The organism is Methanothermobacter marburgensis str. Marburg (assembly GCF_000145295.1).
Taxonomy (GTDB): domain Archaea; phylum Methanobacteriota; class Methanobacteria; order Methanobacteriales; family Methanothermobacteraceae; genus Methanothermobacter; species Methanothermobacter marburgensis.
The window spans coordinates 948,529-960,839 of sequence record NC_014408.1; the positions used below are offsets into that span (position 1 = coordinate 948,529).

Consider the following 12,311-nt stretch of genomic DNA (forward strand, 5'->3'; position numbering starts at 1 on the left):
AACTTGGAGAGGCGAAGGATTCTCAGACCAGAGGATTACATTGACAGGATCAGGTACCTTAATCTAAGGGCCGAAAAGTACGCAGAAGCAGGAGACGTAAAAAAAACCGCTGACACACTCTTCAAAATGGGGAGAGAATACCATAAACTTCAGAAGACTGATCTCGCCCTTGAGAGTTACAGGAACGCCCTTGAACTCTACAGGGAGGAACACGACCCGCGTGAGGCGGATGTATCATTCTGCATGGGCAAGATTTATGAGAGGAAGGGTAAGCTGAAGCGGGCAGGATGGTTCTACAACCTTGCAGCGTCAGGTTTCAGAAGGGTAAACGATCTCAAAAATGAATCAGAGGCTGTTTTACACAGTGCAAGGGTTCTTGAAAGGCTCGGGAAGCATGATGAGGCGATTGATGCATATAAACGTTATAATGAGATCTGTCTAAGGAACCAGGAGAAGGTCAAGGTACTTGTTGCATATGCAAAGATGAAGGAGCTGGAGGATCAGCTCAGTGATGAGTTCCTCAGGTACAACACCTCGGTGCTCCTCCTATACCTTTCCATCCTCGTTATTGCAGAGTACACAACAACCTTTATAAGCATGAAACTGGGGCTTGTGATTCACACAGTGCTTCTCTTTGCCCTATTTATTCACTCATCACTCTCAAAGAAAAAGATGAAGGTTCTCCTTGCCGCCATGATGATGCTTCCCATCATAAGGATCGTGGGACTTTCAATGCCCCTCACAGTTGTAAAGCACCTCTACTGGTACATAATAATAGCGGTTCCGCTTTTTGCGGCATCAGCAGCCCTCATGAGAACCCAGAACCTCACAAGGGACGATGCAGGGCTGAACCTGAGGAAATTACGGTGGCAGGTTGCAGCTGCACTTACAGGTTTCCCCATGGGGTACATTGAATACCAGATACTCAGGCCAGAGGCCCTCATCCCCCATCTCTCAGTTCAGAATTTTATTCTGGGCTTTACTGTTATGCTCATAGGGACAGGGCTTGCTGAAGAACTCCTCTTCAGGGGAATCGTTCAGAGAAACGCCGAAGATGTTATGGGAAAATTTCCGGGACTTCTCTATGCATCACTACTATTTACAGCACTTCACGTGGGCTGGAAATCCGGTTACGACCTTATATTCGTCTTCAGCGTTGCAATAGTCTATGGTCTTGTATTCCAGAGAACAAGGAGTATCGCGGGTATAACTGTATCCCACGGGATATCCAACTCCATACTCTTCCTCGTAATGCCTTTCTTATGAAGGGATATCCAGTTCCCATACGAGCATCGCGGGTATAACTGTATCCCACGGGATATCCAACTCCATACTCTTCCTCGTAATGCCTTTCTATGTAGAAAGACCTCAAAAAAATGTAAACTCAGTACCTGGAGATGAGACCCCTCATGTAATCAACCAGTTCCGGTCTTATCTCATCATCCCTCATGGCAAATTCAAGGGACGTTTTAAGCCAGTCCACCCTGTTACCTATATCATAGGTTTTACCCCTGAAAACACAGCCATAAACTGTTTTAAGTTCCCTCATGGCATCGGTCAGCTGGATCTCACCCCCGAATCCCGGGGGAACGTTCTCTATGTGATCAAATATTTCACTCTCAAGTACGTACCTTCCCATTATGGCAAGATTCGATGGAGCCTCACTGATAGGGGGTTTTTCGACCATATCATCTATGCTGTAGATGCCCTCACTGACCTCCCTTCCATCAATGATACCGTACCGTTCAACCTTATCCCTTGGGACCTCCTCAACTGCAATGGCAGAGGCACCGTACCTTTCATATATATCCATGAGCTGACGGGTGCACGGGACATCAGATGACGTTATCGTATCACCCAGGAGAACCGCAAATGCTTCCTCACCATCTATGTGTTTTCTTGCACAGTATATGGCATCCCCCAGCCCCTTCTGCTCCTTCTGTCTCACAAAGTATATGTCTGCAAGGTCAGAGATGGCCTCAACCTCGTCAAGGTACTCCTTCTTGTTGTTCTTCCTCAGGAAATACTCAAGTTCAAATGACCTGTCAAAGTGGTCCTCGATTGACCTCTTACCCTTACCTGTTATTATGAGTATGTCGTCTATGCCTGAAGCCACAGCCTCCTCCACAACGTACTGGATTGTTGGTTTATCAAATACCGGTAACATCTCCTTGGGCTGTGCCTTGGTTGCGGGAAGAAAACGGGTCCCAAGACCAGCTGCTGGTATAACTGCCTTCATGAAAAAACCTCCCTATTTAATAAAAAAAAGAAAAAAAGTTTTTTTAACCACCTGCTGCAAGTGTACATAGAACCGGAGGCGCTAGCTGTGTTATTGTAACAGTCCCATCTGCGTTTACTGTGATGAGAATCTCAACATACACTGACCTTATACCCTTGAGGAACTCAGCACCCTTTGCGGGATCCTGTGTGACGTTGACCTGGTTTGATGTTATCGTGGATAGTGGATAAAATACGTGTGAAGCGGTGAGAAGATAAGCCTTTGTTTCATCAGCTATCTTGTCCTCTGTGCCTCCATGGACCGTCATGTTGAGGGTTGCGTTTCCTGTTTTGTTTCCGTGTGGATCAAGCCACATCTTTAAGGTGAATGTTGTTCCGGCAGGTAATGAGCCGTTGTAGCCAAGTTCCCTTGATAGATCCACAGTGACGTTACCGCCTGGCTGGGTCCATGAGTCAATGTAGATGTTTGTAAGTGATCCGTCAGCCTTTGATATATTCTCCGCTACTGCCACTGCATGTACCTGATGGTCAGTTGCATGGTTTTCCAGTGCAAGGAGTGTGTTGCCTGCTGCAGGGGGTGTTATGGTCTGTTTTCCCATCATAAGGGCTGCTGCGCCCACTATGACAAGAATAACCACAATTATCAGTATTAAAGCGTTTCTGTTCATTTTAACCCCCTTAGACTATTGTTAGAACCCTGTATATTACGATCGCTGCAAATACTATGAGCAGTGGCAGAATCGCCACGTTGGATCCAGATACCATTGCCTTTATTGTCTCGTTTCCCGTTTCATCCGAGCTTAGAATCTCCTTTAGAGCCAGAAATCCTATGAGTGCAATCACTGCTATTATACTGTATGTCATTACATCCGCGGTGGTTACGGTGGTGGTTGTTGTCGTTGTGACCGTGGAAATCATTTCTAACCTCCATTCATCCTTTCTGTTAACGAGGACTAATAAAGTTTTCTGTACAGTTAATATCTTCACTCAACTGAAACTATGGTTCAATTTATTCCATATACACCTACTCACCCGGGAATTATAACCCCAAATTTCTCTTCCAGAAGAGTTCTGAATGTCTCAGCATCCATCCCATAGATCTTCAATGTTTTATGCCTACTTTTATGACCCGATACTATGTCAGCGTTCGTGTTAAAGGCAGCTGAAAACTCCTCTATTATCTCCCTGTTGGCCTTGCCCTTCTCTGGGGGTGCCCTGACCTTAATCTCAATTCTTTTCCTCCACTCATTGTAGGATCTGACTTCGAAGCCACCTGAAGCAGGGGACACCTCAATATCCACCAGGAGATCATCACCCGCCTCCCTAAGACAGGACAAAGATAATCACCTCCATTGATTCTGAAGCTACATTCATAAAGGATTTCTTTTCACTGCACCTTAAAGAATGATCGGCTCTCTTTTCCCCATCAGACCGCAAACTTTAAATAGTAAAACGTAGATACTTTGTTCCACTCCCCGTTAAGCACTAATTTTTCCCATGCAGGGGTGGTCGAGCGGTCAAAGGCGCTAGGTTGAGGGCCTAGTGGGGGAGTCCCTTCGCGGGTTCGAATCCCGTCCCCTGCACTCCTATTTCATGATTAGCACTTTAAAATTCCATCTGAACTGCAATTTCATGGAAAACTGGCAATTGTTAAAAACAATCGGAACTAATCAGAATCCTCATATTCAACTATTATATCAACCGTGAGTTCCCTGCCATCCATCAGATCCTTCACAAGCTTTCTGTCAAGGTCGCAGGCCGCCTTATCAGCCCCCACCATGAGTGTTCTGCCACATATATAACTGCTCTTACGGCATACGATATCTGTTGGGTGATCCAGGGTGAGGTCAGGGTGCCCGTAACCACTTATTTCATCAAAGCCATTTTCAGTGCGCAGCAGGACCCTCACACGTGATGATTCCCTTGCTATGGCAGATCTCACTTCATCAGGAATTGTTGAAACAGAATCAGATGATGAAACACCTATTATACAGTCTGCGGTTTTACCTATTTCAGGGTCAGCTGTGACCTCAAATGTTGTTCTGTGCTTTGCGGTAACGTTGGGGTGACCCCTCGCCCTCAGAGTGTACCTGACCTCAGCCATGCAACCACCATGTGATCTTGAGGTCCCTGCAGGGCCCCTCAAAAAAAGTTCGGATGGCAAAATTACTACTCTGCCTTGGTACCTCCCCATAGGGCTACAAGCCCAACAATAATTTTAAGGGCAGCGTGCCATACCGGGTCCCTTAGAGCCGGATACGGGACCCCAAGGTAGCCCAGTATACATAATTACCAGTATTATACCAATTATGTAAAGCAACCATTTTGCCACTGCCATGGTATCACCCCCAATACATTGGTGCCCTGCAGAAACCAGAATATAATTAAATTATGAAAAAATATAAATTTTACTAAAAATTTCTTGCAATGATAATAACATGCAGATTTATTACTGCAACCTGGAATGAAAGTGGTTGATTGATAATATAAATATTAAAATTATTATGGAGTCAGCATGAAGGGTACGTACTGTCTTATCATAAGGTGCCGTGGAACCGAAACCAGAACTGGAGGTCTGGGTACTATGAGGTTTCCTCCAGGCTACTACGTGTACGTTGGATCAGGTTTTGGTTCACTTGAGGCTAGAATAAGAAGACATCTGAGGGCTGAAAAAAGGAGAAGATGGCACATAGACTACCTCCTGAGTGATGCAGAGGTTGTGGGGGTTCTCTACTCCACAGATAAGAGGAGACTCGAATGTGCAGTTTCAGAAAAACTTGAGGGGGAAGACTCCATCAGGGGCTTCGGATGCTCCGACTGCAGATGCAAGTCACATCTCCACCACTTCAAAACCAGAGATGAAGCTGAGAAAGCCGTTGAAAGGGCATTCAGGGAGCTGGGTGCCGTCCCGGAAAAATGGGATGAAATCTAGACCCTTAAAAGTTTAAATCCAGCGCCCATCATAAGGGCTCCGAATATGATTTTCAGGGCCGCATGCCACACGGGTTCATATCCCATGGTGCTTGCAGGGTACAGTGCCCAGACTGCCATGAGAACCATCACAGCACCCACCAGAAGGTGGAAGAGCCCGAGCTGAATATACCTCTCCATATCAATCATCTCCCCTGAATTTTCTGAAGAACTCCTCAAACTCCTCAGGGTCCATGGGTTCAGGTACCACGAATTCCGTGTTAAGGTAAACCTCATCTGCCAGTTTCCTGTAAACCTCTGCCTGTTCAGATTCAGGGAAGCTCTCAATCACGGTTTTCGCCTCAATTTCACTCTCCTGAACAAGGGAGCTTCTTGGGACCACACCAATAACACGTGAACCTATCCTTGAGGCGAATTCAGATACAATATCAACCTCATTTCTGATGCCACGGCAGTTACAGATGACACCCCCAAGTTTACCCCTCAGTTTCCTTATACCCCTTGCAATATTGTTTGCAGCGTAAAGGGACATGTACTCCCCGGAGGTTACTATATAGACCTCATCTGCAAATTCCTCACGGAGTGGCACCGCGAATCCCCCACAGACCACATCACCGAGGACATCGTATATGATGACATCAATTTCCTCCTCGAATACACCAAGTTTTTCAAGGAGGTTCATTGCAACGATCACCCCCCTCCCGGCACATCCAACACCGGGTTCAGGCCCCCCTGACTCCACACACCTAACACCGCCAAAACCCTCATGGATAACCTCAGAGGCGTCAGGTTTACGGTTCTCCCTGAGGACATCAAGTACTGCGGGGAGCCTTTCACCGTAGAGTGTCCTGGTTGTATCCGCCTTTGGATCACAGCCTATGACGAGTACCCTGTGATGAGAGGAATAGGCTGCGGCCATATTCGATACGATTGTGGACTTCCCTATACCACCCTTACCGTAGATCGCTATCCTCTTCATTGAGACACCGGTTTTCATCACTTAACAAATGCACCTATTATATCGCCCCTTGTTATGATACCCACCAGCTCATCATCCTCAACCACAGGAAGCCTCTTTATATCATGCCTGTCCATGAGTTCCGCGGCGTCAGAGACGGATGCATCGGGGTGCACCGTTACAACCCTATCCGTCATTATCTCCTCAACCCGCATCATGGCAGCCTTCCTGATTCCCTTTGCTATCTCATCGTATTCATGTTTCATTCTAACTGGAAGTTCAAGCAGGTCCAGGGGTGATGGCATGAGGAGGTTCAGACTGGGTGAATGGACCTCAATCAGCCTCATTATATCTCCCTCACTGATAACACCCACGAGTTTACCCTCATCATCAACAACAGGGGCCCCGCTGATCCTGTTCTCCCTCAGTATCCGTGCAGCATCATGTATCTTACTGTTCCTCTTAACTGTTATGACCTCGGTCTGCATGGCATCCTTTACCCTTATCATTAACTCACCCCTCTTTAATATGTGGAGCATCACTTTTAAAAATAACAGTTACCGACGGATACCATGGACAGAATGGGATACCACGTTTCCAGGTAGCTAAAAGATCAGATAAAGGATGTAATTCACGGGGCCACACATCAAAAACAACAACACACATCAGAGACAGATATGAATACAGATTATATCAATCCCTTCTAACCCTCCGGTATACGAGGTCCCCCGGTCGGACCCTGTCCTCCACTAGAAGACCCGCCCTGCCAGATTCAACACTTTCCACGGGATTGCCATCAACCTGAAGGGACTCAACACGCTGTATGAGGGCCCCCGTTGTTCTGCCCTGTATTATGATCTCATCCCCAACCTCAAGTGGCCTCCACAGTCTCACTTCGGCGGCCCCCACCTTCCTGTAGTAGTTAACAACCTCCCCCACATCCTGCTTCACATAACTGGAGACGTTACCCTTGCTACCGGTGTCTGGCTCAGAGAAGTATAACCCTGTACCAAACCCGCGGTTAAAGACACCTTCAAGTCTATCAAGCCACCTGGAATCAAAACTCCACTCACCTGAGAGGTGGGTGTCAATTGCCTCCCTGTACACCGATGTGACGGTCGCAACGTAATCCGCCGCCCTCCCACGACCCTCTATTTTAAGGGCGTCGACACCGGCATCCAGCAGTTCAGGTATATGTTCAACCATGCAGAGGTCCCTCGGACTCAGGATGTAACTCCTTACATCACCCCCCGGGGTCACCTCAAGGTCGAATTCTCCATCCTCAGATACCAGCCTCCACCTCTTCCTGCATGGCTGAAGGCAGTCCCCGCAGTTGGCACTTCTACCATAAAGATGGGAGCTGAGGTAGCATCTCCCTGATATTGCTGTGCATAGGGCCCCATGGACAAAAACCTCGATTTCAATGGGTGAAGCTGCTGCAATCTCTGAGATCTCACGAAGGGAGAGCTCCCTTGAGAGTATGGCCCTTGTGGCTCCCATCTCCCCCAGTATCCTCAGCGTCCTTGTATTTGTAACATTCGCCTGTACACTGACATGGACGTCCAGGCCGCATTCAGATGCAAGTTCCACAGCCGCAAGGTCAGAGGCTATCACCGCATCAGCACCTGCAGAGTAAACCTCAGGGAATAATCTCTCAAGTCTCTCAATATCAGAGTCCCTGAGGGCCGTGTTTGTGCATACATAGAGCCCTGCGCCGTAGCTGTGGGCTACCTCCGCTGCTTCAGCAATTTCACCGATGCTGAAATTACCAGCCCTTGCCCTCATGTTACAGCCCTCAAGGCCCACGTAAACCGCATCAGCGCCTGACTTAAGGGCTGCCATCAGCGATGGGAAGTCACCGGCTGGTGATAGGAGCTCAGGCATTTAAACCACATTGGAAAGATTTATCGAAGCCAGAAAAAGTGAAGGACATCTTGATCACATTAAAATTTTTATACGGGAACTAGAGGCAGGACCTCATTGCCTCATATTCATCTATATCTGAGGGAAGAGGTGTCGGGTAGTCCCCATCAAGGCATCCCGTGCAGAGGAACCCCTTTTTGATGCCTATAGATTCAACAAGTGACTCGATACTCAGATAACCCAGGGAATCAACCCCTATTATCTTCCTTATCTCCTCAACATCCCTGCTTGATGCTATAAGCTCCTTACGGGTAGCCATGGCTATACCATAATAGCAGGGCGACTTTATGGGGGGGCATCCTATACGCAGGTGTATCTCCTCTGCCCCGGCATCCCTGATTATGTCAATGAGTGCCCTGGAGGTCGTGCCCCTCACTATGCTGTCATCGATGAGCACTATCCTCTTACCCTCAAGTTCCGACCTTATGGGGTTCATCTTGAGTTTAACCGCTGTTTCACGTTCCTCCTGTGTGGGCATTATGAATGTGCGTCCAACGTACCTGTTCTTTATGAGCCCCTCACCGTAGGGTATCCCTGATGCACGGGAGTAACCTATGGCGGCCGGAATGGAGGAGTCAGGTACAGGTACAACCACATCGGCATCAGCGGGGTGTTCACGGTAAAGGGCCTCCCCTATACTGAGCCGTACCCTGTAGACGTTGCGGCCGTCTATGACGCTGTCGGGTCTTGCAAAGTAGACGTACTCAAACATGCAGTGGGCCCTCCGGGTGTTGGGGGCATTGGCAACCCAGTAGGACTTGCCCCTGTTGAGGTGCAGTATCTCCCCTGGCTGAACATCCCTCACATGCTCGGCCCCTATAACATCAAAGGCAACGGTTTCAGAGGCAACCATCTGGGTGTTTCCCTTCCTTGCAAATGCCAGGGGCTTTATACCAACAGGGTCCCTTATAACGTAGAGATCCCCATTGAAGAGGACCACGAGGGAGTAGGACCCGACAAGCTGCTCTGAAACCCTCTTTATGGCACCTATCATGTTGGGTCTTTTTTCATATTCCCTGCTCAGAAGGTGGCATATCACCTCTGAATCCGTGGTTGATATGAATGAGTGACCCTCATCCTCCAGTTCATCCCGAAGTTCCATTGAATTTATTATGTCACCGTTGTGGGCTATGGCGATTTTACCCCCCTGAAATTCGCTCCAGAATGGCTGAGAATTCTCAATCCTGGATTCACCGGTGGTTGAGTAACGGACATGACCTATACCAACAGTTCCATCGAGCTCATCCAGTTTCTCAGGGTTGAAGACGTCACAGACAAGTCCCATGCCCCGGTGGGTCAACATTTCGGAGCCATTGAATGTTGAGATCCCTGCGGATTCCTGCCCCCGATGCTGAAGGGCATAGAGTGCATAGTAGATCTGGGAGGCCACGCTGATGTTTTTATCCTGTGAGTAAATCCCTACAATACCACATTTGTCTCTCACTTCAGATTCTCCCAACAAGAAGGTTTTAAGTTCCCGGGTCTAGGATGATTCATCATCGGTTTCAGTGAACACCAGGGCCGATTTAACTATTCTAAGCCACTCAACAGCATCCTCCCTTGATGGTGCCGCGATGAAGCCCTGGCCAAGGATTATGCCTTCAGGTTTGATGTGATCAGTTACAAAATAAATCTTCTCAGGGTCATCTGGTTCCTCTCCAAAGGTTTCGCTCCAGAGTTCCCCTATTGAGAAGGTCTCAAGAAGTTCCTTATCTTTAATTTCAGAAAAACGAGTTTTGATCCGGGAATAATCCTCCTCGAGGACCTTTAATTTCTCCTCGAGGACCTTTATCTCCTCTTTGAGGGATTCTGCTTCCCTCTCACCATCCTCAACTTCACCGAGGAGTTTAATATTTTCATCCCTGAGGGCACTGTTTTCGGCTACCAGTTCATTAAGCCTCTCCTGACACTCTTCAAGGCTCTCCTTCATGTTCCTCAGATTTTTCACACCTGAGAGTGTCTGGAGTCCGGCCCTTATGATGGCGTTTTCTATTTCCTCCCTTATGAGGTCAGGGTCGAGGTACTCGACGTCATGACCATAGGGGAGTTTCATCCTCTCAATATGCCCAACGTGGCCCTTAAGGGCTTCGCGGAATTTATCAGCCAGTTCCCGTCCTGTCTGGTCAACGTCAGTGGCTATGAGGACAATATCCGCGCCCTCAACAGCCCTCATGGCTATTTCAAGGCTTGTTGTTGGCACTATGGATGATATGGTTATATGGTATTTGGCGCCGAGGGATACCCTCTGCAGTGCCCTTGAAACACTCTCAACGTCAGAGGCTCCCTCAACAATTATCCGCACATCAACAGGGCCCTTGTTATCCATTTATTTCAACCTTTGGCCTGTAATTTTTTTATTCTGCCAGCTGTAGCGCCTTATACGGCGTGATTTCCCGAAGCCGCATGCTGCACATACCTTCTTACGCACGTGGTATGAGTTCTTACCGCAGCGCCTGCACCTTATATGGAGATTCTTGTTACGCTTACCAAATGATGGAGTACCTTTCATGTTCTAATCCTCCTGAAAATCAGTTAAAACTTGTTAATTTAAATATATGCTTTCTTTATTCATATATAAATCAAAGCTGTATTCCCGGATCACCCTACGGGGATATGTAGACTATGTTATCTCCACGTATAAGGACGGTTCCGAGCCTCCTTGTAACCTCTCCGTCCTCCAGTTCCTCTGCATCATTCAGCACGAGGTTCATATGGAGATCAAAGCTTTTTAAAACTCCCCTGAATTCCCTGTCACCCTTAAGTTTGATGATCACAGGGGAATTCAGTGAATTGCCCAAAGCATCAAGTGGTCTCTGTACGTTAACTCTCTGTGAACTCACATCTATCACCTATCCTAGATTAAAATATGGTCAGATTATATTTAAATCTAACTAACAAGCCAGAATCTTCCAGTCAGATACTCCATTTTTCTATTTTACTAGTATATAAGTTTTCTCACAACGATAATGGCATAAATCTTACTCTTTAAATAAAGGTGATTGCAGATTAGAGGGTAAACTGGTTTAATGGATTAAACCATATAGATATGTAAGGTTCTCATGAAATTTCCAGGGTGTGAATGTGAAGATCAAAAAGAGGTACCATATAAAGAAAAAGAAGATGAAGGAGATTCTCGACCAGATAGGGGAATTCTCCCTGCTCATACCCAGAAAGGCCACCGTTGAGATAATAGAAACAGATGAAAACGACATAATACTCATCAATGGAGAGCCGCTCCTCATGTTCATGGATGAAAGGGTCGTTCCCACCCTGAGGGGAGCCATCCATATGAAGGATATAGAAAAGGGTTATGTGGTGGTTGATATGGGGGCCGTGAGGTTCCTTGCAAACGGGGCCGATGTGATGAGTCCAGGCATAGTTGATGCTGACCCTGAAATTGAAAGAGATGACATCGTTATCGTGGTGGACGAAAAACACCGAAAACCCCTTGCAGTGGGAATAAGCCTCATAAGCGGACCTGAAATGATAGAAAATGACTCTGGAAAGGCCATCAAAACCATACACCACATTGGAGATGCAATATGGAACCTAGAGGTGTGAAGGGTGGTTGAACTCAACCTTGATGCCGGTAACGTAATCTCAGGGGATGTTCACAGGGTGGGTATACTCGCCCTGGGGTCACACCTTGAGAACCACGGCCCGGCCCTCCCAATCGACACCGATGCCAAGATAGCATCATATGTGGCCCTGGAGGCGTCCCTCAGAACAGGGGCGAAGTTCCTGGGGGTAATCTACGGTGCAACCGAGTTTCCATACGTTAAGCACGGCATCCATATTGAAAGGGATGAACTTCTGGAAGGGGACCTGAAACCAGTCCTGAGAAAGGCCAGGAAACGCCTGAACATCGACGCAGCTGTTATCGTAAATGGTCATGGCGGAAACCAGCTTGAGGACTGCGTTGAGGATCTCATGGATGAACTTGACATGGAGATAATCTGGAATAACAGAATCGTTGAAATTGAGGGTCCCCACGCAGGAAGCGGTGAGGTGTCCGCTGGAATCATACTGGGCATAGCGGACCTCACGAGACTCGGGGAATGCAGACCAGAACTGTATCCCGAAATAGGAATGATAGGCCTCAGGGAGGCCAGAGAGGCCAATAAGGGGATTGATAGGGCCGCAAGAATCTGTGAAAAGGAGGGTATAAACCCTGACCCTGTTCTTGGCCAGAGAATACTTGATGATGCCATCGAGAGTGTCATATCCGATGTCAGGGAGCTCCTGGAGATGCTACCATAAA

Annotated in this window: 17 protein-coding genes and 1 tRNA gene; 5 read left to right on the forward strand and 13 right to left on the reverse strand. The window is 47.5% G+C overall.

All coding sequences use genetic code 11. The annotated features are described in order from the left end of the window. Positions 1–3 precede the first annotated feature (3 nt). Complete coding sequence (locus tag MTBMA_RS04970) at positions 4–1,266, forward strand: CPBP family glutamic-type intramembrane protease (RefSeq protein ID WP_013295833.1); 1,263 nt, start codon at positions 4–6, stop codon at positions 1,264–1,266. Positions 1,267–1,384: 118 nt separating this feature from the next. Here MTBMA_RS04970 and galU read toward each other — a convergent pair whose 3' ends face one another. From galU to MTBMA_RS04990, 4 genes are all read right to left on the reverse strand, one after another. Further along, the gene (gene galU, locus MTBMA_RS04975; RefSeq protein WP_013295834.1) at positions 1,385–2,239 is read right to left on the reverse strand and encodes a UTP--glucose-1-phosphate uridylyltransferase GalU; all 855 of its coding nucleotides are present in this window, start codon (positions 2,237–2,239) and stop codon (positions 1,385–1,387) included. A 43-nt stretch (positions 2,240–2,282) separates the two neighbouring features. Next, positions 2,283–2,906: a hypothetical protein gene (locus MTBMA_RS04980; RefSeq protein WP_013295835.1), complete on the reverse strand. Its 624-nt coding sequence runs from the start codon at positions 2,904–2,906 to the stop codon at positions 2,283–2,285. Between the two features lie 10 nt (positions 2,907–2,916). Beyond that, a complete protein-coding gene (locus MTBMA_RS04985) occupies positions 2,917–3,156 on the reverse strand; it encodes a hypothetical protein (protein ID WP_013295836.1) in 240 nt (79 codons plus the stop codon). Positions 3,157–3,266: 110 nt separating this feature from the next. Continuing rightward, positions 3,267–3,575, reverse strand: coding sequence for a DUF167 domain-containing protein (locus MTBMA_RS04990; protein ID WP_013295837.1), 309 nt, complete (start codon positions 3,573–3,575; stop codon positions 3,267–3,269). A 162-nt stretch (positions 3,576–3,737) separates the two neighbouring features. On the opposite strand from MTBMA_RS04990, the gene MTBMA_RS04995 reads away from it, so the two are divergent. Beyond that, positions 3,738–3,821, forward strand: a tRNA-Leu gene (locus tag MTBMA_RS04995). Positions 3,822–3,904: 83 nt separating this feature from the next. Here MTBMA_RS04995 and MTBMA_RS05000 read toward each other — a convergent pair. Then, entirely contained in the window at positions 3,905–4,342 is a 438-nt protein-coding gene (locus MTBMA_RS05000) for a DUF371 domain-containing protein (protein WP_013295838.1), read from the reverse strand. 480 nt (positions 4,343–4,822) lie between these two features. Between MTBMA_RS05000 and MTBMA_RS05005 the strand changes: the two genes are divergently transcribed. Continuing rightward, positions 4,823–5,170 carry a GIY-YIG nuclease family protein gene (locus MTBMA_RS05005; protein WP_238523345.1) on the forward strand — a complete coding sequence of 116 codons (348 nt, stop codon included), beginning with the start codon at positions 4,823–4,825 and terminating at the stop codon, positions 5,168–5,170. Here MTBMA_RS05005 and MTBMA_RS05010 read toward each other — a convergent pair. The 8 genes from MTBMA_RS05010 to MTBMA_RS05040 form a co-directional block, all read right to left on the reverse strand. Continuing rightward, on the reverse strand, positions 5,167–5,349 hold the full coding sequence (locus MTBMA_RS05010) for a hypothetical protein (protein WP_048901203.1): 183 nt from the start codon (positions 5,347–5,349) through the stop codon (positions 5,167–5,169). The two genes, MTBMA_RS05005 and MTBMA_RS05010, sit on opposite strands and share 4 nt — an antisense overlap. A 1-nt stretch (position 5,350) precedes the next feature. Continuing rightward, entirely contained in the window at positions 5,351–6,148 is a 798-nt protein-coding gene (cfbC, locus tag MTBMA_RS05015) for a Ni-sirohydrochlorin a,c-diamide reductive cyclase ATP-dependent reductase subunit (RefSeq protein ID WP_013295840.1), read from the reverse strand. A gap of 17 nt (positions 6,149–6,165) precedes the next feature. Beyond that, positions 6,166–6,636: a CBS domain-containing protein gene (locus MTBMA_RS05020; protein WP_013295841.1), complete on the reverse strand. Its 471-nt coding sequence runs from the start codon at positions 6,634–6,636 to the stop codon at positions 6,166–6,168. 184 nt (positions 6,637–6,820) lie between these two features. Further along, a complete protein-coding gene (locus tag MTBMA_RS05025; protein WP_013295842.1) occupies positions 6,821–8,011 on the reverse strand; it encodes a peptidase U32 family protein in 1,191 nt (396 codons plus the stop codon). A gap of 79 nt (positions 8,012–8,090) precedes the next feature. After that, positions 8,091–9,494 (reverse strand): amidophosphoribosyltransferase, encoded by a 1,404-nt coding sequence (gene purF, locus MTBMA_RS05030; RefSeq protein WP_013295843.1) that lies wholly within the window; start codon positions 9,492–9,494, stop codon positions 8,091–8,093. A 39-nt stretch (positions 9,495–9,533) separates the two neighbouring features. Beyond that, positions 9,534–10,376, reverse strand: coding sequence for a toprim domain-containing protein (locus tag MTBMA_RS05035; RefSeq protein WP_013295844.1), 843 nt, complete (start codon positions 10,374–10,376; stop codon positions 9,534–9,536). Next, complete coding sequence (locus MTBMA_RS08890) at positions 10,377–10,559, reverse strand: 50S ribosomal protein L37e (protein ID WP_013295845.1); 183 nt, start codon at positions 10,557–10,559, stop codon at positions 10,377–10,379. Positions 10,560–10,653: 94 nt separating this feature from the next. Further along, positions 10,654–10,890 carry an LSm family protein gene (locus MTBMA_RS05040; protein ID WP_013295846.1) on the reverse strand — a complete coding sequence of 79 codons (237 nt, stop codon included), beginning with the start codon at positions 10,888–10,890 and terminating at the stop codon, positions 10,654–10,656. A gap of 235 nt (positions 10,891–11,125) precedes the next feature. On the opposite strand from MTBMA_RS05040, the gene MTBMA_RS05045 reads away from it, so the two are divergent. Both MTBMA_RS05045 and arfB read left to right on the forward strand, forming a co-directional pair. Next, complete coding sequence (locus tag MTBMA_RS05045) at positions 11,126–11,611, forward strand: DUF1947 domain-containing protein (protein ID WP_171770397.1); 486 nt, start codon at positions 11,126–11,128, stop codon at positions 11,609–11,611. Positions 11,612–11,614: 3 nt separating this feature from the next. Then, entirely contained in the window at positions 11,615–12,310 is a 696-nt protein-coding gene (gene arfB / locus MTBMA_RS05050; protein WP_013295848.1) for a 2-amino-5-formylamino-6-ribosylaminopyrimidin-4(3H)-one 5'-monophosphate deformylase, read from the forward strand. Position 12,311 lies beyond the last annotated feature (1 nt).